The organism is Oceanobacillus alkalisoli, from assembly GCF_021556485.1.
GTDB classification, from domain to species: Bacteria; Bacillota; Bacilli; order Bacillales; family Amphibacillaceae; genus Oceanobacillus; species Oceanobacillus alkalisoli.
The window spans coordinates 261,636-285,989 of sequence record NZ_JAKGBW010000003.1 but is presented as its reverse complement, the minus strand read 5'-3'; the positions used below and the strand labels follow the sequence as shown (position 1 = coordinate 285,989).

The following is a 24,354-nucleotide window of genomic DNA, read 5'->3' as shown; positions in this document are numbered from 1 at the left end:
ACGGCAAACGTAAAATTGACGTGGAGCCAGTTTTCGGATTTTTGAAGGCTAATTTAGGTTTCACTCGTTTTTCCGTTCGAGGAAAACAAAAGGCGACAAATGAATTAGCCTTTGCATTAATGGCGGTAAACTTGAGGAAGTTCACCGCCAAAAACTCCAAAAAAATAAATAACGATGATAAATTTCTATCAAAAATGAATCCAAGCCGCATTTTAATGACTTGGATTCTTTTTTTATTATTTTTGGCTAGTTATGTCCCAGCCTCTTTTTTTTCGTTTTTATAATTACGATGACCGGCATCAAGCTGGGAATTTCGTTATTTTGTCTTTTATTGGCCTAGAGTGATAAAATAAGAGTAACGAGAATGTAAATTGGAGGAATCCGGATGGGAAATAAATTAGTGCTTATCGATGGAAACAGTATTATTTACCGGGCGTTTTTTGCCCTGCCTTTATTAAATAATGATAAAGGTGTGTATACAAACGCTGTATACGGCTTTACGACGATGCTACTGCGAATATTGGAAGAAGAGAAGCCGACTCATATGCTTGTCGCTTTTGATGCAGGAAAGACAACCTTCCGTCACGACACGTATAAAGAATATAAAGGTGGCAGACAGAAGACACCACCTGAATTGTCGGAACAATTTCCGGTTCTGAAGGAATTGCTTGATGCTTTTCAAATTCCTCATTATGAGTTGGAACGGTATGAAGCGGATGATATTATCGGAACTTTCTCCAAGGTAGGGGATAACGAGGACTGGGAAGTTACAGTCATTTCGGGGGATAAAGACCTCTTACAGCTTGTGTCTGATCACGTGACCGTCCATGTGACGAAAAAAGGAATCAGTGAGGTTGATAAATATACTCCCGCCTTCCTTGAGGAAAAAATCGGCATCTCATCTGAGCAAGTAATTGATTTCAAAGCGCTGATGGGTGATAGTTCCGATAATATCCCAGGTGTACCGGGAGTTGGTGAAAAGACTGCTTTAAAACTGTTAAAGCAATATCCGACACTGGAAGAAGTATATGAAAACATTGAGAAAATAGGCGGGAAGAAATTAAAAGAAAATCTTACGAATCATAAAGAGGAAGCCTTTATGAGTAGAAAACTTGTTACAATCGACCGTGAGTCTCCGATTAGTATCTCAACAGATGATATTGTTTTTACCGGGTTTGAGAAGAATCAAGTGATTGCTGTTTTCAAGGAACTCGGGTTCAATTCGCTTCTGAACAGATTTGCAGCAGATGCAGGTGAAGAGGAAGAAGAAACAGTTCCAATGAGAAAGCTTGACTATGAAATTGTTTCAAAAGTGGATGAAACAATCTTTAGTGGTGATAGTGCGTTAGTCGTTGAAATCATTGAAGAGAATTATCATCAGGCTCCGATTGTCGGATTTGGTGTAGTCAATGAATCAGGTAATTATTTTATCCCGACGGATCTCGCTCTCGAATCCGTTGCATTTAAAACGTGGGCAGAAGATCCAGCGATGAAAAAAGCTGTGTTTGATGCAAAAGAAACAGTTGTTGCTCTCCTTCGAAATAATATTGGAATCAAGGGGATTACGTTTGACATGCTTCTAGCATCGTATCTCTTGAATCCATCTGAGAACAATCATGATATCCCGGCAATTGGAAACAGACACGGTTATACGGATATCCTCTTTGATGAGGAAGTGTACGGGAAAGGCGCTAAGATGAAGGTGCCTGAAAAAGAAATAACAGCTGAGCATATTGCAAGAAAAGCGCTCGCATTATTTGAATTACAGGCAGGTATGACCGAGCAATTGAAGGAAAATGAGCAATATGAATTACTGGCAGAGCTGGAAATGCCGCTTGCTTTAATTTTAGGTGAGATGGAGCATCAAGGTGTGTTAGTCGATACAGACCGTCTGAAAGAAATGGAAGTCGATTTAAAAGCAAGATTAGATACGTTAATTCATGAAATTCATGAGCTTGCCGGTGAAGAATTTAATATTAATTCCCCGAAACAGCTCGGACCGATTTTATTTGAAAAATTAGGGCTACCTGTCATTAAAAAGACAAAGACCGGTTACTCGACAGCTGCTGATGTACTTGAACAATTGGAACAAGAACATGAAATTATTCCGAAGATCTTGCTCTATCGCCAGCTTGGAAAATTACAATCCACTTATATTGAAGGGCTATTGAAAGTTGTGGATAAGGATACAAGCAAGATTCATACCCGCTTCAACCAGGCACTTACTCAAACGGGAAGATTAAGTTCGGTCGATCCTAACTTGCAAAATATCCCGATCCGTTTGGAAGAAGGGAGGAAAATCAGGCGCGCATTCGTACCATCTGAGAAGGATAGGATTATTTTTGCTGCAGATTATTCGCAAATCGAATTACGGGTGCTCGCTCATTTTGCAAAAGATGAAAAACTGGTAGATGCTTTCCAACATGATATGGATATTCATACGAGGACTGCGATGGATGTATTCCATGTTGAGAAAGATGCAGTGACATCAGATATGCGTAGGCAAGCAAAAGCGGTGAACTTCGGTATCGTTTATGGAATTAGTGACTACGGTCTTTCACAAAACCTTGGAATCACTCGGAAAGAAGCGAAGCAATTCATTGAACGTTATTTCGAAAGTTATCCAGGGGTAAAGGATTATATGGATGACATTGTTCAAACTGCAAAACAGCAGGGATATGTAACGACAATCATGAACCGGAGAAGATATTTACCAGAGATTACAAGCCGGAATTTCAATAGAAGAAGTTTTGCAGAGCGAACAGCAATGAATACGCCGATTCAAGGAAGTGCCGCTGACATTATTAAGCAGGCAATGATCGACCTTCATCATAAATTAAAAGAAGAGAAGCTCGAAGCCCGTATGCTTCTGCAAGTTCATGATGAACTGATCTTAGAAGCACCGAAATCGGAATTGGATCGATTAATTGAAATAGTACCAGCAACAATGGAACAGACGATTGAAATACTCGTACCGCTCAAAGTTGATTATGAGTACGGGAAAAGCTGGTTTGACGCTAAATAAGGAGACTAGGAAATGCCGGAGTTACCAGAGGTAGAAACGATAAAACGAACACTTGAACATTTAACTCAAGGGAAAACAATTGCAGCAGTTGAGGTTCATTGGGGAAAGATTATTAAGCATCCGGAAGATGTGGAACAGTTTAAGCATCTATTGATTGGCCAGACGATAAGGCGGCTAAGCCGGAGAGGGAAATTCCTGTTATTTTATTTGGATGACTACTGTTTGGTTTCCCACTTACGGATGGAAGGGAAGTATCGGGTTGTTCCAACAGAAACAGAGAAAGATAAACATACCCATGTTATTTTCACCTTTACAGACGGGGATGCACTGTATTATCATGATGTCCGCAAATTTGGCACGATGCATCTTTATCCAATTGGGGAAGAGATGGCACACGACCCACTTCGTAAATTAGGCCCAGAACCATTTGATTCGTCCTTCAGTTTTTCTTATTTCAAAGAGAAACTGAATAAGACGGAGCGATTGATTAAAGCAGTATTGCTTGATCAATCGGTTGTAACTGGTCTAGGCAATATATACGTGGACGAGACGTTGTTTAAAGCAGGGGTACACCCGATGAGACGGGCAAACACGTTAAAAAATAGTGAGATTGAAAAAATTAAAGATGCGGCAATCATCACCTTGACTGAAGCTGTTGAGGCGGGAGGTACAACAATCCGTTCTTATGTGGATTCAACTGGCGAGATGGGCATGTTCCAACAGGAGCTGTTCGTCTATGGGCAAGAAAATGAACAATGCAAACAGTGCGGACAAGAAATAATAAAAATGAAAGTGGCTGGCAGAGGTACCCACGTATGTACCAAATGCCAGCCACTCTAAAGGGGGGAGAAAATCTTGAGTTTAATCATTGGTTTGACTGGCAGTATTGCAACAGGGAAAAGTACCGTTGCTAACATGTTTAGAGAACTTGATATTCCGGTCATTGATGCAGATATATTAGCAAGAGAAGTAGTGGAACCTGGAGAAACAGCTTATAAAAAAGTTGTTCAGTCTTTTGGTGAGGATATCTTGCTTGAAGATCAGACACTTAACCGGAAACGGCTCGGTGAAATTGTTTTTAGCGATGAGGTGAAACGGAAGCAATTAAATAATATCGTCCATCCTGCGATACGGAAAAGATTGATTGAAAAAAGAGACCACTTCATTACGTCGGGAAATCGTTGTATTGTTCTTGATATTCCGTTGCTGTTTGAGAGTAAGCTCGAACATTTTGCAGATAAAACCCTCGTCGTTTATGTCAATCAGGAGATTCAATTACAGCGATTAATGAAACGAAACGAATTTACAGAGGAAGAGGCGATGCAGCGAATTCTATCGCAAATGCCAGTGGAGGAAAAAGCGGCTAGGGCTGATAGAACGATTAATAATAATGGATCAAAGGAAGAAACATATACGCAATTGAAGCAACTGCTGAAAGAATGGAATGTGCTCGAAGCAGATAACTAGTAGCAGTGCCGAAATCAAACAGCCTGCATAAGATATGAATAAGAACATCCAACTTTGATAATATTAAAATATTGTAATTATGATGGAAATAGCACACATCCCAGACTTAATGTGTTATACTAATTGTAGTAATACATAATAAAGTATAACTTATTGGGAGGAATGGGTTAAAGATGGATAAAATTCGTATCGCAATTAATGGGTTTGGACGTATCGGGAGAATGGTTTTCCGTCAAGCTGTTGTAAATGAACAATTTGAAGTCGTAGCAGTGAATGCGAGCTATCCACCCGAAACGTTGGCACATTTAATAAAATATGATAGTGTTCATGGTATTTTTGAAGGGGAAGTGAAAGCGCTTGATGATGCGCTGGAAATTAACGGAAAAAAAGTCGAGCTTGTCAGTTCCAGGGAACCAGATAAGCTTCCATGGAAAGAATTTAATATAGATGTTGTGATTGAAGCGACAGGAAAGTTTAAGACAAACGAAACAGCAGGATTGCATCTTCAAGCTGGTGCGAAAAAGGTCGTAATTACGGCACCCGGTAAAGAAATCGATAAAACAATCGTTGTTGGTGTAAATGATGAGGAATATAACGGAAATATCCACCATATTGTATCGAATGCATCCTGTACGACGAACTGTTTAGCACCGGTTGTGAAAGTACTGGATGATCGTTTCCGTATCGTGAACGGATTAATGACGACGGTTCATGCATTCACAAACGACCAGCAGAACTTGGATAACCCACATAAAGACTTGCGCCGTGCGCGTGGCTGCACACAGTCCATTATCCCAACTTCCACAGGAGCTGCGAAAGCACTTGGAGAAGTATTACCACATCTGAATGGCAAATTGCACGGTATGGCATTACGAGTTCCTACCCCTGATGTATCACTTGTTGACCTAGTTGTTGACGTAGAAGAAAGTGTTACGGTGGAAGAAGTGAATTGTGCCTTTAAAGATGCAGCGGCAAGAGATTATAATGGTATCATTAGTTATATGGAGGACCCGCTTGTGTCCATCGATTTTACAACAACTGATTCATCAGCAATCATTGACGGGTTATCAACAATTGTCATGGAGGATAAGAAGATTAAAGTCCTTGCTTGGTATGATAATGAATGGGGCTATTCTGCACGCGTTCTTGATCTGACGAAATTAGTCGGCGAATCGCTATTGTACAAACAAACTGCTAAAATATCATAACGTGAAACTTCTAAAAGATGCATTTTTCGTTCTGTGGGCAGCCGGACGAAGATGCATCTTTTTAGAATTTAAAAATGCCGTTTTTTGAATCGGATAGAAGATTTCACGGAAACATGTTAAAATAAAGGATATATTATTTTTACATTTAGAAGTGGGAGCTTCTATCCTAAAAAATGAACTTGTTTGAAGGTAGAGAGGTGAGCGAAGTTGCATTGTACAAACTGTAATTATAAAAATACAAAAGTAACCGATTCCCGTCCAATTGAAGACGGAAGAGCGATTCGTCGTCGTAGAGAATGTGAACGATGTGGTCAGCGTTTCACAACATTTGAACGGATGGAGGAAGTTCCATTAATCGTCGTTAAAAAAGATGGGATGCGTCAAGAATTTTCCCGGGACAAACTGACTCGCGGGTTAATCCGGGCCTGTGAGAAACGGCCGGTTCCTGTTGAAACGATGGAAGAGATTGCGCTTGAGGTTGAAAAAGAATTAAGAAGTCTCGGTTCGTCAGAAGTGGACTCGGAATTAATCGGAGAGATGGTGATGGAGAGACTTTCTAAGGTTGATGAAGTGGCCTATGTTCGCTTTGCCTCAGTCTATCGTCAATTCAAAGATGTAACTGTTTTTCTAGATGAATTGAAAGAATTGATTAATACAGAAGAACAAGATGAAGCGGAAAAGGAAGAATAAAAAGGGTGAATATCCAGTGAAAAGCATAGGACAGCTATTGCCTGTCGATGGATTTTTTGTTCGAATGGACAAAGCATTGCCTGTCGATTATTTGCAATCATTGACACATCTATATCAACCGCTTATCGGTTCTGAGGCACTCATGCTTTATTTGACACTTACGAATGAAGTATCCCTGCAGGCTGAAAGAATACCGCAAACACATCATACATTAATGAATTATATGATGCTGCCACTAGATAAAATTTATGATGCCCGTTTGAAATTAGAAGCTATCGGCTTACTACGAACATTTAAACAAGAAAAGGACGAACTTACGGTTTACACATATGACCTGCAGTGTCCGTTCGATTCAAAAAGTTTCTTTGAAGAAGCGATGTGTTCCTCCCTCCTCTATCATCATCTTGGAGAGCAGAGGTTTAACCAGCTAAAAAAACTGTTCGCGGGAAATGAAAATTTGGAAACTGGTGAGAATATTACCGTGGATTTTCAAGAAGTGTTCCAAACTACCCCTACAGAAGGCATGGTTCAGGTGACTGTTTCCGAACATGTGGCAATTGAAGAAGATGGAACCGTCGATTTTCAGTGGCTGGAACAAATGTTAAAACAGCGGATGATACCTGTTTACCGAGTCCTGACAAAAGAAAATCGGAAATTGATTTCTCATATGCTCATCCTTTATGACTTGGAAAGCTTTGAAATTGATAAAGCGGTCAATTGGTCACTGAATGAGGAGAATTATCTCGATAGGGAAGAGTTTAAACAAGCTTGTCATGATATTTACGTGGCGAAAAGTAATAGCCGGCCAATTCGACTTGTTGAGAAGAAAGAAGCGAACGAGCAAACGGCCGAAGCGGAAGATCTGAAAAAGCCGCTTACGAGAGAAGAATTATTAATTCGTGAATTAGAAACCATTACGCCGAAACAATTACTCGAAGACTTATCAAGCGGAAGTTCAGCATCCGCCCAAGATATGAAATTAATCAGTGATGTAATGACGACACAAGGACTCCCGCCAGCCGTCATGAATGTTCTTATTCATTATGTGCTACTCCAGACAAACATGAAACTGTCCAGAGCATATTTAGAGAAAATCGCAAGTCATTGGTCCCGGGCGAAATTACAAACAGCAAGAGAAGCAATGGAATTTGCGAAAAAAGAAAAGGCGAATTATGAACAAGCGAAAGCAAAACGAGCAGATAATAAACAAAGAAATTACGGGCGGACCGCTAGTAATGATATTGTACCGGATTGGTACAAGTCAGGGAAACATAAAGAGAAAAAAGAAGAAAAAGAAACTCCTGCGATGAACAATGAGCAATGGAAGGTCGCGCAATTGCTGCAACAATATTCAGAAGGAAATTAAACGAGTCGTTAAAAGGGTGATTTTTAGTGAAACCAATCCAGTCAAGCTTAAAAGCGTGGATGAATCGAAGTGAAAGTTTTAAAGAAAATTATCAAAAAATGAAACAAGAACTCCTTCAAGATGCAGAAATTAAAGAGTTCCTCGCTATTCACCCGGAATTAGGTCAAGAAGAGATTGATAAAAGTCTAATTAAATTATATGAATATAAGTCTCAATCAAAGCAATGCGATCAATGTGCATCCTTTGGGCAATGTATAAATATGGTTCAGGGGTACTCACCGATATTGCAAGTGACAGGGGATGAGATTCATATCCGTTATGAAAAATGTCATAGCAGATTACTTGCCGAAAAGGAACAAGAGCAGAATAAATTAATTCAGAGTCTATACATGCCAAAAGAAATATTAGAGGCGAGACTATCTGATATTGATAATGATTCTTCGAGAACGCAAGTATTATTAAAAATATTTGACTTTCTGGAACAAGCGAAACAGGAGATACCGAAAAAAGGCTTATACTTACACGGGATTTTTGGTGTAGGAAAAACTTTCCTATTAGGAGCTCTCGCCAATGAATTAAAAAAGTACAATATATCATCAACGATCATTTATATGCCTGAATTTGTAAGAGAAATGAAGGCCTCGTTAAAAGATGACTCCGTAAACAAGAAGATGGATCTCTTTAAAACGACTGATATTCTCATGTTAGATGACATCGGTGCTGAGATGCATTCCGCATGGTTCCGAGATGAAATTTTAAGTTCCATTCTGCAATACCGCATGATGGAGGGGCTGCCTGTCTTCTTCACATCTAATTATAATTTGGAACAACTCGAAACCCATCTTGCAACAACAAGAACAGGTGTTGAAACACTAAAGGCAGCAAGAATCATTGAGCGAATCCAACAAGTGAGCGACATCATGCAAGTTCAAGGCTATAACCGCAGGAAATAATGAACTCTCTAGAGGTTGTTCAAAAAGTCCGGTAAAAATGACACTTCGAACTTCTTCGTTGGCTCGCTTTTCCGCTCCTCATGTACCTACTAACGTACATTCCGGTGCGAAAAGCTTCGCCGCCTCGAATTTCTCGGTCCTTTTTATCCTCCTTTTTGAACACAACTTCTAGTAAAAAATGGAATTAATACTAGAAGGGAGTTTTTTTACTTAAAACTAGTTTTAGCAGTTTTATCATTTTTTTCACAACTCGTCCATATAATATAGCAGTTTGGTTGTAAATGAGGGTGATGTGAAAAAAATGGATATTTTCTTTGAGTCGGACAAGGAGGTCATAAGTTTTTGTGAGCGATTATTTCAGCAAAACAAACAGATCGCTGTGTATTGGCAAGTCCATGAAAAACGTGGGAATCAACTTACGATTAACGAGGAACCATTAAATGAAATCATTTTCCAGTCGATCGCTGTATCTTTGGTCAATGTTTATGTCACACATCGGTTAAGGAGTATTATCAATGAAATCATTCAAGATACTTATTATTTTACAGATGGGCATGAAATCGAGCAGATTTATGAGCATGCAGAATGGATTGTAACTGGAGAGGATGAGGATTGTAAAATACTGCGTAAAAATAAGCATCCAGTTCAATTATTACGTGCAATTTTCCTTATGCACATCCGCAATGCACAAAATGTACATTTCGATTGGATTGTTCAGACTGGCATGAAGGCTTTCAAACAAGACCTTATCCATTATGTTGGACTGGCCATTGATGAGTTCAAGCGAGAAGAAGAACATCAATCATTCATTAATACACTAAGAGAATACATCGTTAAGAAAGAACCTGTCGTACCGCTGATTCATGTGGTTGGAGGAAATATATTCAGTTATTATAAGCTTAGCGGCAGACCGTATTCTAAAGTGGAATTGCGTTCCATCATGGAAAAAGTCCCCCTATATCTGTTTGGTTTACCTGAAGAAGAATGGAATCTGACACCGTTGATTGCACTCGCTCCAGAGAAAATAAAATTGTATGTGGACGATCCTTCAAGCCCCAGGACCCAAACAATCCTGAATATATTCCAGGAGAGGGTCGACATTCAAGCATACAAGGATTTTCCATACACGTATTCCACCATTAGAAATAAATAGCGTACAGCAAAATAATTTCAACACTTGATTTTCTAATAAACGGGCGCTATAATACAAGTAATCATACAAATCAAGCGATGAAGAGGACATGATTATTTGTATATTTGTATAGATAAGAGAAGGAAGCCCCGGCTGAAAGCTTTCTGTATACAATCAGATAATTACCACCTCTGAGCTCTGCTGTGGAATTGAAGTAAACGGCAGCGTCTAATCTGCGTTAAAGACTAGAAGCGATTTTTTAAAAATCGGAATTTGGGTGGAACCACGTTATAGAAATATACCGTCCCTTTGCATGAATGCAGAGAGACGGTTTTTTTATTGTTTTACTTATAAATTTGTTATAGGAGATGACTTGTGATGGCAGAAGAAATTACGTTAGTCTTCCCGGATGGGAATAAAAAGGAATTCTCAAAAGGCACAACAGGGGAAGAAGTTGCAGCTTCCATTTCACCAGGATTACGAAAACAAGCATTAGCAATTAAGCTTAACGGTGAACCGTGGGATTTACGACGCCCGATTGAAGACGGCGGAGAGATCCAAATCTTAACATACCGAGATGATGAAGGAATTGATATCCTGCGTCATTCAACAGCACACTTGCTTGCTCAGGCAATCAAACGGCTATACGGTGACGTGAAATTTGGAGTAGGCCCAGTCATTGAAGAAGGATTTTACTATGACATGGATATGGAGCATGCGCTTACTCCGGAAGACCTGCCGAAAATCGAAAAAGAAATGCAACGTATCGTGGACGAAAACTTAGAAATTAAACGGGTTGAGGTTTCAAGAGCCGAGGCGAAGAAACGCTTTGCAGAAATCGGTGACAACCTGAAGCTTGAATTAATTGATGCTATTCCAGAAGGTGAAACGGTAACGATTTATGAGCAGGGCGAATTTTTTGATCTATGTCGCGGTGTGCATGTGCCGAGTACAAGCAAAATAAAAGTCTTTAAATTACTTAGTATATCTGGTGCTTACTGGAGAGGCGATAGCGATAATCAACAGCTGCAGCGAATTTACGGAACAGCATTTGAAAAGAAATCTCAGCTTGAAGAATATCTAAAAATATTGGAAGAGAGAAAAGAAAGGGACCACCGCAAGCTCGGTAAAGAACTCGATTTATTCACTGTCTCTCAAAAAGTCGGTCAAGGATTACCACTGTGGTTACCAAAAGGTGCGACAATCCGGAGAATCGTTGAACGCTACATCGTTGACCTGGAAGAAAAGCTAGGTTATGACCATGTTTATACTCCTGTTCTTGGTAGTAAAGAACTTTATCAGACAAGTGGTCACTGGGATCATTATCAAGAAGATATGTTCCCGTCCATGGAGATGGACAACGAAACATTAGTACTCCGTCCAATGAACTGTCCACACCATATGATGGTCTTTAAAAATCAATTATGGAGTTATCGTCAATTACCGGTCCGGATTGCTGAACTTGGAACAATGCATCGTTATGAGATGAGCGGGGCACTTGCAGGTTTACAGCGCGTACGCGGAATGACGTTGAATGATGCACATATTTTTGCCCGTCCAGACCAGCTGAAAGATGAATTTAAGCGGGTTGTTGAGTTAATCCAGCATGTTTATAAAGATTTCGGAATTGAAGATTATAGTTTTAGACTTTCTTACCGTGATCCGGAAGATAAGGAAAAATATATTGATGACGATGCAATGTGGGAAATGACACAACGTCAATTGAAAGAAACGATGGAAGAATTGGAACTTGATTACGTGGAAGCAGAGGGAGAAGCAGCTTTCTACGGACCGAAGCTCGACATTCAAGTGAAGACAGCCCTCGGTAAAGAAGAAACACTCTCCACCGTACAACTTGATGTGTTGCTTCCGGAACGCTTTGATTTAACGTACATCGGAGAAGACGGAAAAGAACACCGTCCCGTTGTGATTCACCGAGGCGTCGTGTCAACGATGGAACGCTTCGTTGCATTCTTAATCGAAGAATACAAAGGTGCATTTCCAACATGGTTAGCTCCAGTACAAGTGAAAGTAATTCCAGTATCTCCGCAGGTGCATTTCGATTATGCAAAACAAGTCGCTGAATCATTAACAAGAGAAGGAATCCGTGTCGAAGTGGATGAGCGTGATGAGAAAATTGGTTATAAAATTCGCCAAGCTCAAACTGAAAAAGTTCCATTTGCACTCGTACTCGGTGACAAAGAAATTGAAGAAAATGCAGTAACGTACCGTCGCTACGGTGAAAAAGCAACAACGACTGTCTCAAGCGATGTATTTAAAGAGTTGCTAAGAGAAGAGATTGCTAATAAATCGAATAAATAAAGGTTATTCAACAGCTCCGAGAGAAAGCTTTCGGAGCTGATTTGCTGCCTGTCCCTAGATTGTAATAATTTATTCTTCCTTTTGTCTAGCATGAATTTAAAAGATTTAGTATGATGGAATGAGCGAATGTTATTGGGGGATTAATTGGTATGACAGGATCGTTTAGCTTTGTATTAGATTATATCGTAGACAACTTTGGCATAGACAATATTTTCTGGACGCTGTATTTCATCAACCTTATACTTTCAGCAATCGCTTATAAGCTTGGATTTGCAAGAAAGTTATCCGTCGGGAAAAACATTTTTGTCTACTTCATGCTCGTTCTCGGTAATTATATTACGACTATATTCAGCATCATGAGGTTACCGATGACAGAAAGTCTTGTTATCATCTGTATTGTCCTTGTAATTTACCGTACAAGACTTCATATGCAAAGAAAAGCAAAAAACGCCTCGTAGGGCGTTTTTTAATGCTAAAATTAAATATATTCATCTTCTTCCTTATGCTCTTCATAAAGCCTGAATTTGCCTGTTGCGTGTCTTGCTTTTGTTTTTATTCCAATCCGCTCGTAACATTCATCGCATAAATACATATAAGTTCGGCGGTTCCTTAGTCGTTTCGCTTTAAATGAGTCGTCAGGAAGTTCATCGATTTTTTCGCATATTGTACATTTAACTTGCATCCTTTCACCTCATCCATCCTGATGATGAAATAAGTATATCATACTAGGTAAAAGCTAGGAAAATCTTTTTCGTCAATTAAAGGTTTTATTCTTTTTTATAGGGGAATATAAATATAACTTCGTGTTGGAAAGGAAGGGAAAATCGATGAAAAAGCGTAATATAATTACAGCAGTTGGCGCAGGTGTTATCGGAGCAGGTGCAGCAAGCTATTTTTTCCTGAATGAATCACAAAAATCGAAAATAAAAGAATCCGTAAATAATCTTCTCCATAAACAAATGGATACAGGAGAATCGACTTTTGAAAAAGCCGGTCACCCAGATCAGATGGATGCGAAAGACGCCGCGGATTTGGAAAACGCCAAAATGGTATCAGAAGGCTCACAGTTTGGTGTTCAGTACTATAATGAAAAGCAAGAAGAAACGCCTCTCCAATAAAGTGAAACTTCATTTAGCCGGGGTGTTACAGACGGTTCATGTGTGATAATTAATAAAGCGGAGGCCTCCTTATAATATAGGAATGCCTCCGTTTCTCGTTATTCTTTTCGGTGACGTGACTGTTCATCTTCTATTTTCTCTAATTCATTCTTGTCATTTTCATCAAGCATTTCTTTATTATCATCTTGTTCTATTGGCACATCGTCCATAATTGGAAATTCAGGTATCGCTCTCCCGACAATCGCCGCAAGTTCTTCGACAATACCTTGGACAGGATAGCCAGCCTGGATTTGGTCACCCATTCCCCGTACTCGAGCCATGAGGTCCGCGTCAGCTACAACAACAGCGGTTTTACCCCATGGGTCATGATATAACGCTTCAGAAACGGTATATTTAATTGTTCCGACCCGGGAGCGGTCAATATCTTCGTTCACATCAATAGCGACAATCGTATATGGCCCAGCAACAACCGCTGACGCTTCGTTTACTTCTGGTACATTGCTAGCGACGTCTGCAAGATGCTCCGCTATTTCTGTGTTCGTTAACTGTGTATTTTCAGTTTCATTTCTATTTTCCACTTGCATGAAACGATTAGTTGATTGGTCATCATCTCGTGCTGCATTGTCATTACTTTGACATCCGAAAAGCGTGACAAGACTAAAAGCAAGAAAGACCCATTTACGAATATCCATTATTCATACCTCCTAAGTAAAGCTTTACTTATTTTTAGCAGAATAAATTAAAATATTCGCAGGAATTCTTGTCAAATGAAAATAATTAGTCCGAAAGCTGTCTCGAGGTGTCTGGACTGCTACCAGGAAAAACTTCATTTGGAACACTATTTATTATTCTATAAATGTAATCTTCACACTGATGTTGTGATGGAATAATTTCTATTTAACATAATCATCTTCACCAGTTCAGTTGCCCGGGGGACGGTGACTCCTGCGGGAACAGCACGAGCCTGGAGACCCCTTAGTGCTCAGCCCGAGGAGCTCTAGCAGTGCCTTAGGATGCGCATCCGTCCGTCGGGCAACTGAACGGTGATTAGAGAGCAACCCATGAGAACGTGCAAAACACTTACGCTGAATGAAAGTAATTCGCTGTTTTTGATTGTGGAACTTGAGCTAGTTAATGATAATCTCGTTAACTCCTTTAATCGGGTCATCTTTATTTGTGCCGTCATTAAAATAAATATGTACAGGACCATCGTCTTTTAATGGCTTACCTTCAAAGGAAAATAACAGGTAGCTATTCGCGAGTTCTTCCAACCCAAGGCTTACTTCATTGCCGTCTGCTTGGACAATTGTGGCATCGGTTGCTCCGTCGTTCACTTCTGCATTTTGATAAAATGGTTTGAAGGGTATCACATAAGTCGATTTTAAAATCTCATCCGCATCTTTACGGGAAATCGGTTTATTGTCATTAGTTGCTTGAACTACTTCCCGGTTAAAACGTTCTTCAGAGCTGAATGGATGCTCTTGTTCTTCTCTAGCATGATGTTCACCGGAAAATGCTTCTGCAAATTTAATTCTTCTGTCATCAAAAATCCAGACAGTTGGATCAAGTGTAATTGGAAACTTTACATTCCCTTTTAGTGGTATAATCATTTCTTTTGCCCCCATCTTTTTTAATTACCTTATGAATCTCGGAAACACTTTGTAATCGATTCCTTATAATTCTATCAAACTGCTTCAATATTTTCACTTAATCGAGACATAATCTAAGAAAAGCAATTCTTTTATAGGATATCCTTCGATTTTGTTTGCATTTTTTTTTGGCAACCGCTAATATATAAGAAGGAGTCTTTATTACTGGAGGGGATTATTATGGTTCCTGAGGTGACAGTTAATCATCGTGAAAAAGCCCAAGCCCTTCTGAAGGCTGACGCTGACAGAATTTTACGACTAATTGAAGTTCAAATAGAGAATTTAACAATGCCACAGTGCCCAGTCTACGAAGAGGTGTTAGATACACAAATGTTTGGTCTCTCTAAAGAGATTGACTTTGCTGTGCGTTTGAACTTAATCAGCGAGAATGAAGGTAAAGCACTTCTGGAAAATTTAGAGAAGAAGCTTAATATTTTGCATGAAGCTTCACAAAATGCGTTGTGAACGTTTTGTGTATTGATTTTGCAGCAAAACTTTGCCTGAAAGAACTTGGCAAGGTTTTTTTGTTTTAGATATAGGAAATTATAAAATAAAGATTCTGTGGGTAGCTAGAGTTGCTAGCACTAGCCACGTCCGGCTCCAGCGTCCAGCAACTATCAAACTTCACACTCCTTTAATCGATAAGTCAACATCAACTCACTGCGTTCGTTGTGTTTCTTTTATCTCATTCCGGAGTGCTCCAGTTTGTACGTTGCTAAACGGGCGCTTTCGCCTTTGTTTTAGATAAATTCAATAGTAAATGTGGGTGAAAGAAAAACTTTTTATAAATAGTATGTACTATTTATTTAAATGTGTTATACTTTATAAAAAGTTTTTCGATATCCTTCCGTTAAAATCTACAACTCGAGGAGAAGAAGGATGTTACAAAAATTAAAATACTTTGATTACACCTTAATCATTACACCATTGTTATTAACTGCATTCGGCCTAGTGATGGTTTATAGCGCCAGTATGGTCACTGCGGTAGTGGAGGGGCAGGAGAGTACATATTATTTAAAGCGGCAAGCGATTTGGTTTGGTGTTGGCTTCATTGGATTTCTGTTTACGTGTCTGTTTCCTTATCAGTATTATCAGAAATTGATGAAGTTTATTGTTATAGGTGTTCTACTGATGCTTGTTGGTGTTATTTTATTTGGGACAGATGTAAACAATGCCAAGTCTTGGCTCCGAATCGGACCAATGAGTTTGCAACCAGCTGAATTTGCCAAAATTGCGCTGATTATGTATCTCGCTTCTGTATATTCTAAGAAGCAGACGTATATTGATAAATTTACGACCGGTGTACTCCCTCCGTTAATTTTAACCGGTGTTTTTATCGGGTTGATCATTATTCAACCGGATATCGGTACATCTTCCATCATCTTTATCATTGCCTGTTCTGTAATTGTTAGTTCAGGTATCCGTTGGAAGCATTTAACTATTTTAATAGCTTTTGGCATCGGGCTTTTATTCCTCGTTGCACCGTCCATGGTGACGGATGAGCGGATTTCACGTTTTACTGGGGCATATCAACCTTTTGAAACACCGGACTCAGATGGTTACCAATTAATCCAATCCTATGTAGCGATTGGGGTTGGTGGCTTAACTGGAGAAGGATTAGGGCAAAGCGTTCAGAAACTAGGCTATTTAACACAGGCTCATACTGATTTTATCATGGCCATCATTGCCGAAGAATTAGGATTTATTGGTGTAATTATCGTAATTGGTTTACTTGCTGCCATTGTACTAAGGGGTATCTTTATTTCAAGGAAATGTACAGACAGCTTCGGCGCACTGCTTGCCATCGGTATTTCTTCGATGGTTGGAATCCAAGCATTCATTAACCTGGGTTCTATAAGTGGTCTGCTACCGATTACTGGAGTTACGCTGCCATTTATTAGTTATGGCGGAACTTCATTGTTAGTATTACTTATCTCCATGGGAATTCTCAATAACATCGCAATGAATGTGAGAAGAAGGGAACATGAGACAGGGAATCAACAAGATAATACAAATAGAAAAATAAAACAAATAAACAGAGGTGGGAAATATGGTAAATCTAAAGCATATTAAGAAAGTTTTAGTAGCAAACAGAGGAGAAATTGCAATTAGGGTATTCCGGGCATGTAATGAGCTCGGAATCCGAACGGTTGCTGTCTATTCAAAAGAGGATCTAAGTTCACTTCACCGTTTTAAAGCAGATGAAGCTTACTTAATCGGGGAAGACAAGAAACCGATTGATGCATATCTTGATATCGAAGGCATTATCGAACTTGCAAAAGAAAAAGATATCGATGCGATTCACCCTGGTTACGGATTTTTGTCTGAGAACATCGAATTTGCTAAACGCTGTGAAGAAGAAGGCATTATCTTTATTGGACCGAAAAGCAAGCATTTAGACATGTTTGGAGATAAGGTAAAAGCTCGCGAACAAGCAGTAAACGCAGATATTCCTGTTATACCAGGAAGCGGTGCTGTACATAGCATAGAAGAAGTTTTTACTTTTGGTGAAAAGTATGGTTATCCAATCATCATTAAAGCAACCCTTGGTGGTGGCGGTCGGGGAATGCGGGTCGTGAATAGCCCGGAAGAAGTTTCCGAAGCCTATGACCGCACGAAATCTGAAGCGAAGACAGCATTTGGTGATGATGAGATTTATGTAGAAAAGTTGTTAACGAATCCAAAACATATTGAAGTTCAGATTCTTGGGGATAGCCACGGCGATATCGTCCATCTTTATGAACGGGATTGTTCGATCCAGCGCAGACATCAGAAACTGATTGAAGTTGCTCCAAGTCTTACTTTATCGGAAGAACTTCGCGAGGAGATTTGCGAGGCGGCAGTGAGTCTAATGCGTAATGTAGATTATCTTAACGCTGGAACCGTTGAGTTCCTTGTTTCAGAAGGGGAGTTCTATTTCATAGAAGTAAACCCGCGTGTTCAAGTGGAGCATACGATTACGGAGATGATTACTGGGATTGATATTGTCCAGACGCAAATCTTAATCGCGGATGGTTACGGTTTACATGGAGAAGAAATTCAAGTTCCCAAACAAGAAGATATCATTACGGATGGATATGCAATTCAGTCAAGAGTCACGACAGAAGACCCATTAAATAACTTTATGCCAGATACTGGGAAAATCCTTGCTTACCGGACAGGTGGCGGATTTGGTGTAAGACTCGATGCAGGAAATGGTTTTTCGGGGGCAATCATCAGCCCGCATTATGATTCTTTATTAGTTAAAGTGTCGACATGGGCGAAGTCTTATAAACAAGCTATTATGAAGATGGTACGTAACCTTAGAGAATTCCGAATTCGCGGAATAAAAACGAATGTGCAATTCTTAGAAAAAGTAATGCACCATGAACAGTTCATAACAGGTGACTATGATACGACTTTTGTCGATAAAACGCCGGAGTTGTTTGAATTCCCTAAATCAAGAGACCGTGCTACAAGAATGCTCAGTTATATCGGGGATATAACCATTAATGGAGTAGAGGGAGCAGCAAAAGTAGAAAAACCGGAATTTTCTAAGCTTCTTATTCCGAGAATTGATCAACATACGGTCATCCCAAATGGAACAAAACAAATATTAGATGAGAGTGGTCCGGAAGCATTAGCAGACTGGGTAAAGAACCAGAAAGAGGTTCTTCTGACAGACACGACTTTCCGTGATGCTCATCAGTCCTTACTAGCGACTCGTATTCGAACGAAGGATCTCGTGCAGATTGCCGAACCGACCGCAAGAATCCAATCGAATCTATTTTCAGTGGAAATGTGGGGAGGGGCGACCTTTGATGTCGCTTATCGATTCTTAAAGGAAGATCCATGGACACGTCTTGAACAATTACGGGAAAAAATGCCGAACGTTCTATTCCAAATGTTGCTGCGTGCAAGCAATGCGGTCGGTTATAAAAATTATCCGGATAATCTTATCCATGCTTTCGTCGAAAAAAGTGCGGAGAAAGGGATCGATGTCTTCCGGATCTTTGATAGCTTGAATTGGTTTGAAGGAATGAAGCTTGCAATTGAAGCAGTTAGAGACAACAATAAAATTGCAGAAGCTGCAATGTGCTATACCGGTAATATGCTGGATAAAGGTCGTTCAAAATATGACTTGGATTACTACGTGAATCTAGCAAAACAGTTGGAAGATGCGGGTGCACATATTCTTGCGATTAAAGATATGGCAGGCCTACTTAAGCCTGAGGCAGCCTATCAGTTGATTTCCACATTGAAAGAAGAGACAGAGTTACCGATCCACCTGCATACGCATGATACAAGTGGCAATGGTATTTATATGTACGCAAGAGCAGTGGATGCTGGTGTAGATATTGTAGATATTGCAAATGGTCCCCTTGCAGGAATGACATCACAGCCAAGCGGACAGACGCTCTATCATGCACTCGAAGGACATGAGCGTCAGCCTGAAATGAATATTGACGAGGTGGAAAAACTTTCTCATTACTGGGAAGGGATTAGAGAATACTACAGTGATTTTGAAAGTGGTATGAAGTCACCTCATACGGAAATTTATAATCATGAAATGCCAGGAGGACAATATAGTAATCTCCAGCAGCAGGCTAAAGCAGTTGGCCTAGGGGATCGCTGGAATGAAGTTAAGAAAACGTTCCGTCTCGTCAATGACATGTTTGGGGATATTGTGAAAGTAACACCATCTTCTAAAGTGGTTGGCGATATGGCATTATTTATGGTACAGAACGATTTATCAGAACAAGATGTATATGATAAAGGGCATCAGATTGATTTCCCGGAATCGGTAATTGAATTTGCAGCAGGGTATATCGGCCAGCCTTATCAAGGGTTCCCGGAAAAACTTCAGAAAGTGATTTTGAAGGATAAAGAACCGATCGCCGTCCGCCCTGGTGAATTACTAGAACCCGTTGATTTTGATGCATTGAAAGAGGAGTTAGAGAAGAAAGTCGAGCAAAAGGTAGAGGACCACGATGTTATTGCGTATGCGCTCTATCCAAAAGTATATCTGGATTATCAGAATTTCACTGATACTTACGGTGACATGTCTGTTTTGGATACACCAACTTTCTTCTATGGAATGAAACTCGGAGAAGAAATCGATGTGACAATTGAAGAAGGGAAGACTTTAATTATTAATCTAGTCTCAATCTCCGAGCCCAAGCCAGACGGCACCCGTGTTATTTACTTTGAATTAAACGGACAAACACGCGAAATTCAAATTAAAGATAAGAGTATTCGCTCATCCGTCGCTTTCAGACCGAAAGTAGAGAAGGGCAATGAGAAGCATATTGGTGCAACCATGCCTGGTACAGTATTAGGTGTAAACTGTAAGAAGGGTGACGAAGTGAAGAAAGGTGACCCTCTGCTTACCACTGAAGCAATGAAGATGGAAACAAGCATCCAAGCACCATTCGGTGGTGTGATTAAAGATGTATATGTAAAGAATGGCTCCGTTATAGAAGTTGATGATATTTTAGTAGAATTTGAATGAAAGAGTAAAGGCGAAAGCGCCCGTTTAGCAACGTACAAACTGTGCCTCCCAGGAAGGAAGGTAGTTCGATGTTGTCCCAGGACGGGGTGAACTTAATCGAACTTCCATTCTTCTCTTTGAGATAAAGGAAACTCAGGTGAAGGTAGTGAGTTGATGTTGACTTGCGCCGCAAGAATATAAGGGCGGCTAAGCCTCACGAAGACCAAACGGCTAAGTCTTCTTTATCGATTAAAGGAGTGTGAAGTTTGATAGTTGCTGGGCGTTGTAGCCGGACGTGGCTATTGCTAGCAACTTTAGTATTCCACAGTACCTATATTTTACAGTTTTCTATAAAAAAACATCGCTCAAATTCGTTTGAGCGATGTTTTTTATTTAAGAAATAACTTTATCCGACTTATTTAGCAGGCCATGCTTTTCTTTGTACGTACTTCGGTTAGATAGCAACAGATAGTAGCTCAGCATTCCGAAATAACAGGAGATGAATAGAGCGTGTGCAAGCGCAACATACAAGTTAAGCATTGTTATGACACTTAATGCTCCGGACAGAGCCTGCAGTACAATAAACGTAAGTGCAATCGACCAGCCACCAATCATTACTTTGGAGTGTTTATAGTTTTTAACTATTTTAACAAACAGTACAATCGTCCAGATGAATAAGATGATTGCGCTAAAGCGGTGTCCCATTTGCACCCATTGCTGGAAGTTATAGCTCGCTAATCCAGCTGGTTCTGTATTGATACAAAATGGAAAGTCAGGACAAACGAGACTAGATTCGGTATGTCGGACGAGTGCTCCCGTATAGACAACTGCGAGTGTGTAAATGGACAGGGCGATAAATTCTATACGATGTTTTTTCTTAATAATAAGAGATTCCGAATCCCACATTTTATCGGCCTCAAAAATGAGTAACATCAATAAAAAGATTGTAGCAAATGAGATTAGTGAAATTCCGAAATGTAATGCAAGTACAAAGTCGGATTGTCCCCATACAACAGCTGCTGCCCCGATTAAGGCTTGTAGAACAAGAAAGACAACAGAACTGATGGAAAGAAACTTAACTTCACGGATATGACCAATTCTTCTCCATGCTAAGATTGCTAATAATAGAACGATAAATCCCATTGCACCTGATACTAAACGGTGACTAAGTTCGATTACCATCTCGAAGGTGAACTCAGAAGGTATAACTTGTCCTTCACAAAGCGGCCAGGAATCTCCACAACCATCTTCGGATCCGGTCTTCGTAACGAGCGCGCCACCAAGAAGCACAAAGATCATCCCGATTGTCGCGACAACGGATAACCATTTTAATTGTTTCATGATTTTTTAAGCCTCACTTATTTTGGTAGTAATATGTATTACTCTTAACAGTTAAATTTATAATAATATTAAATAGGAACAATATCAAAGAAATCTGCTCTTATTCGTAAACTTTTCACAAATTTGTACTAAGATTTTATAATAATATTTAACGTAATTGTCATAAACACTGTACAAATAGTGAAAAATACTTGCAATGTGCTCTGTAGTTTGCTAGAAATAGTATGAGGGCCGAGTGGGTTAAGCTTCAGGAAGAATGAAATTCTAAAACAATGATTTGTTTTTATTATACAAATTCATTCAATTAATAATTACTTTATTTAAATAGTAATTATTGGTTAGTTAGAATTTTAAATGATTCCATGATACAATTAAAAGTAATTATCGGCTATATTTGTCATGTGTAAAACTAGCTATGGTAATGAAAAAACTTGGCTTTTTTCGGTAAAGGGGGGAAATAAGAATGAACAAGGTGGAAACGCCGTATACAGATGTAGTAAGTGACACAGCAATTCCTGCCAAAAGAGACGTAAAAAGCTTGATGCAAGGTGTTAAAGCGCTTATCAAAATCGGGATAGTCAATTCGAACTTAATACCAGTTATTGCCGGTTTTTGGTTAGCTATCTACATATATGGTCTCACGTTCAGTGAACATGTCGGCACATTAATCATGACCTTGATTGGAAGTGGTTTAGTAATAGCCGGCGGGGCAATTTTAAATAACTGGTATGATGTCGATATTGATCCGAAGATGAGCCGAACGAAGTCACGACCGACCGTAACAGGATTATTTTCGCTCCGGGCAGTACTGATAGCTGGAATCGTAACAACTGTTATTGGTCTTGGAGTGCTGCTTCTGTTTACAACAGTTTATGCTGCATTGTTTGCCTTCATTGGTTGGTTTGTTTATGTTGTGCTCTATACGATGTGGACAAAACGGAAGTATACATTAAATACAATAGTCGGCTGTTTCTCTGGGGCCATGCCTCCATTAATTGGCTGGTATGCGATTTATCCAGAGCTGCATGTCGTTCCGGTCGGATTATTTTTAATCATGTTTATCTGGCAGACACCGCACTTCCTTGCTCTTGCTATGAAGAAAGCGGACGAATATAAAGAAGCCGGTGTTCCAATGCTTCCTGTCGTTTACGGATTCAATATGACGAAGCGGCAAATCATTGTTTATGTTGCGTGTCTGTTACCGTTGCCATTTTTGCTCTCATCACTAGGTACGACATTTTTAGTTATTGCTACCGCATTAAATATTGGATGGTTTATTCTTGCAGTTACGGGATTATTTATTAAAGACGATTTGAAATGGGCAAACAGAATATTTATTTATTCATTGAATTATCTCGTCATCCTGTTTCCAATGATGATTATTGTAACGCTACCAATATTTAATTAACTATTGTCCTTAAATATAAACTTAATATATAAGGAAACAACAACAAGAAAGAGAGGTATGGACACATGAAAAGATGGATGGGGAAATTTAAGGCACTCATGCTTTTTACTTTCTTAACAATCCTATTAGCGGGGTGTGGAAAAGAAAATTTAACCGCTCTTGATCCTAAGGGCTATGGGGCAGAAATTTCATTCAATCTGATTCTTTATATTACATTCATCATGATTGGTGTTTTCGTAGTTGTAATGGTAATTTACACAATTGTGTTGCTCCGTTACCGTGAAAAGAAAGGTCAGGAGAATGAGATTCCAGTGCAAGTAGAAGGAAACACGAAATTGGAGATTGTATGGACAGTCATTCCAATCATTCTCGTTATCATTATCTTGATTCCTACAATTTTCTACACCTTCGATCTAGCAGATACATCAGAAGCAAGTACATCAATTAATGTTGATGTAACAGGTAACCAGTACTGGTGGCATTTTGAGTATCAAGATGAAGAAGTCTCAACAAGTCAGGACTTGTATATCCCGACAGGAGAAAAAGTTTACTTGAATATGATTTCTTCAGACGTCATTCACTCATTCTGGGTACCAACAATTTCCGGTAAAATGGACGTTAACCCGGAAAACGTGAATACGATGTACATTGAAGCTTATGAAGAAGGAGTTTATTGGGGTAAATGTGCCGAACTTTGTGGACCATCCCACTCACTAATGGACTTCAAAGTAATTGCAGTAAGTCCAGAGGAATATGAACAGTGGATCACAGATATGCAAAACGTTGATCCGGAAGAAGTACCTGCTGATGCAGTTGCACAGGAAGGTCAAGACTTATTCCAAAACAACTGTATGGGATGTCACGCGCTTGGATCTGCGCCATCTGGTGTTGGACCAAACTTGACTAACTTCGGTGACCGTACTCATTTTGTAGGATATCTTGAACCAACAAAAGAGAATCTTGTTGATTGGATCATGGATCCAGAAACACTTAAGCCTGGCAACAAGATGACAGGTACCTATGATGTAACAGAAGAAGAAGCTGATAAGATAGCAGAGTATTTAATGCAGCTCAAACCTTCTGAAGTTACCCCTGAAAGTGCTGGGGGCATTATCGACTAATTAATATTTATAAAGGGATGGAAGACACAAGAGGGAGGTTAAAGCTTTGAGTGCTACTACTACTCAAAAAAGAGGCTTGGGTAC

The 24,354-nt window shown here is 39.6% G+C and carries 21 protein-coding genes and 1 other annotated feature; of the genes, 17 read left to right on the top strand and 4 right to left on the bottom strand.

What is annotated here, in order from left to right:
• The 11 genes from LZD48_RS05305 to LZD48_RS05255 all read left to right on the top strand — a co-directional run.
• On the top strand, positions 1-284 hold a 284-nt coding region (locus LZD48_RS05305), incomplete at its 5' end, for a transposase (protein WP_438822746.1).
• Between the two features lie 101 nt (positions 285-385).
• Positions 386-3,025: a DNA polymerase I gene (gene polA / locus LZD48_RS05300; protein WP_235761692.1), complete on the top strand. Its 2,640-nt coding sequence runs from the start codon at positions 386-388 to the stop codon at positions 3,023-3,025.
• Positions 3,026-3,037: 12 nt separating this feature from the next.
• Complete coding sequence (gene mutM / locus LZD48_RS05295; RefSeq protein WP_235761691.1) at positions 3,038-3,865, top strand: DNA-formamidopyrimidine glycosylase; 828 nt, start codon at positions 3,038-3,040, stop codon at positions 3,863-3,865.
• Between the two features lie 15 nt (positions 3,866-3,880).
• Entirely contained in the window at positions 3,881-4,492 is a 612-nt protein-coding gene (gene coaE / locus LZD48_RS05290; protein WP_235761690.1) for a dephospho-CoA kinase, read from the top strand.
• Between the two features lie 173 nt (positions 4,493-4,665).
• Positions 4,666-5,700: a glyceraldehyde-3-phosphate dehydrogenase gene (locus LZD48_RS05285; protein WP_235761689.1), complete on the top strand. Its 1,035-nt coding sequence runs from the start codon at positions 4,666-4,668 to the stop codon at positions 5,698-5,700.
• 207 nt (positions 5,701-5,907) lie between these two features.
• Entirely contained in the window at positions 5,908-6,390 is a 483-nt protein-coding gene (gene nrdR, locus LZD48_RS05280; RefSeq protein WP_235761688.1) for a transcriptional regulator NrdR, read from the top strand.
• Positions 6,391-6,406: 16 nt separating this feature from the next.
• On the top strand, positions 6,407-7,756 hold the full coding sequence (locus LZD48_RS05275; RefSeq protein ID WP_235761687.1) for a replication initiation and membrane attachment family protein: 1,350 nt from the start codon (positions 6,407-6,409) through the stop codon (positions 7,754-7,756).
• A 26-nt stretch (positions 7,757-7,782) separates the two neighbouring features.
• A complete protein-coding gene (gene dnaI / locus LZD48_RS05270; RefSeq protein ID WP_235761686.1) occupies positions 7,783-8,709 on the top strand; it encodes a primosomal protein DnaI in 927 nt (308 codons plus the stop codon).
• Positions 8,710-9,010: 301 nt separating this feature from the next.
• Entirely contained in the window at positions 9,011-9,862 is an 852-nt protein-coding gene (gene ytxC / locus LZD48_RS05265) for a sporulation protein YtxC (protein ID WP_235761707.1), read from the top strand.
• A 68-nt stretch (positions 9,863-9,930) separates the two neighbouring features.
• Positions 9,931-10,153 (top strand) — a binding site (T-box leader).
• 66 nt (positions 10,154-10,219) lie between these two features.
• Entirely contained in the window at positions 10,220-12,163 is a 1,944-nt protein-coding gene (gene thrS, locus LZD48_RS05260; protein ID WP_235761685.1) for a threonine--tRNA ligase, read from the top strand.
• A gap of 149 nt (positions 12,164-12,312) precedes the next feature.
• A complete protein-coding gene (locus LZD48_RS05255) occupies positions 12,313-12,621 on the top strand; it encodes a YlaH-like family protein (RefSeq protein WP_235761684.1) in 309 nt (102 codons plus the stop codon).
• A 20-nt stretch (positions 12,622-12,641) separates the two neighbouring features.
• Here the strand turns inward: LZD48_RS05255 and LZD48_RS05250 are convergent, their stop codons facing one another.
• Positions 12,642-12,845, bottom strand: coding sequence for a YlaI family protein (locus tag LZD48_RS05250; RefSeq protein WP_235761683.1), 204 nt, complete (start codon positions 12,843-12,845; stop codon positions 12,642-12,644).
• Positions 12,846-12,990: 145 nt separating this feature from the next.
• Between LZD48_RS05250 and LZD48_RS05245 the strand changes: the two genes are divergently transcribed.
• Complete coding sequence (locus tag LZD48_RS05245) at positions 12,991-13,281, top strand: YbyB family protein (protein WP_235761682.1); 291 nt, start codon at positions 12,991-12,993, stop codon at positions 13,279-13,281.
• 98 nt (positions 13,282-13,379) lie between these two features.
• Here LZD48_RS05245 and LZD48_RS05240 read toward each other — a convergent pair whose 3' ends face one another.
• Positions 13,380-13,973 (bottom strand): YhcN/YlaJ family sporulation lipoprotein, encoded by a 594-nt coding sequence (locus LZD48_RS05240; protein WP_235761681.1) that lies wholly within the window; start codon positions 13,971-13,973, stop codon positions 13,380-13,382.
• Between the two features lie 435 nt (positions 13,974-14,408).
• A complete protein-coding gene (locus LZD48_RS05235) occupies positions 14,409-14,891 on the bottom strand; it encodes a hypothetical protein (RefSeq protein ID WP_235761680.1) in 483 nt (160 codons plus the stop codon).
• A gap of 219 nt (positions 14,892-15,110) precedes the next feature.
• Between LZD48_RS05235 and LZD48_RS05230 the strand changes: the two genes are divergently transcribed.
• The 3 genes from LZD48_RS05230 (at position 15,111) to pyc (ending at position 20,421) form a co-directional block, all read left to right on the top strand.
• On the top strand, positions 15,111-15,395 hold the full coding sequence (locus LZD48_RS05230) for an Fpa/YlaN family protein (RefSeq protein ID WP_235761679.1): 285 nt from the start codon (positions 15,111-15,113) through the stop codon (positions 15,393-15,395).
• A 414-nt stretch (positions 15,396-15,809) separates the two neighbouring features.
• The gene (gene ftsW, locus LZD48_RS05225) at positions 15,810-17,003 is read left to right on the top strand and encodes a putative lipid II flippase FtsW (protein WP_235761678.1); all 1,194 of its coding nucleotides are present in this window, start codon (positions 15,810-15,812) and stop codon (positions 17,001-17,003) included.
• Positions 16,981-20,421, top strand: coding sequence for a pyruvate carboxylase (pyc, locus tag LZD48_RS05220; protein ID WP_235761677.1), 3,441 nt, complete (start codon positions 16,981-16,983; stop codon positions 20,419-20,421). Before ftsW ends, pyc begins: the two co-directional genes overlap by 23 nt.
• A gap of 372 nt (positions 20,422-20,793) precedes the next feature.
• Here pyc and LZD48_RS05215 read toward each other — a convergent pair whose 3' ends face one another.
• A complete protein-coding gene (locus LZD48_RS05215) occupies positions 20,794-21,744 on the bottom strand; it encodes a COX15/CtaA family protein (RefSeq protein ID WP_235761706.1) in 951 nt (316 codons plus the stop codon).
• Positions 21,745-22,204: 460 nt separating this feature from the next.
• Between LZD48_RS05215 and cyoE the strand changes: the two genes are divergently transcribed.
• Together cyoE and coxB are read left to right on the top strand one after the other, a co-directional pair.
• Positions 22,205-23,149, top strand: coding sequence for a heme o synthase (cyoE, locus tag LZD48_RS05210; RefSeq protein WP_438822745.1), 945 nt, complete (start codon positions 22,205-22,207; stop codon positions 23,147-23,149).
• Positions 23,150-23,214: 65 nt separating this feature from the next.
• Positions 23,215-24,270 carry a cytochrome c oxidase subunit II gene (gene coxB, locus LZD48_RS05205; protein ID WP_235761676.1) on the top strand — a complete coding sequence of 352 codons (1,056 nt, stop codon included), beginning with the start codon at positions 23,215-23,217 and terminating at the stop codon, positions 24,268-24,270.
• Positions 24,271-24,354: the final 84 nt, after the last annotated feature.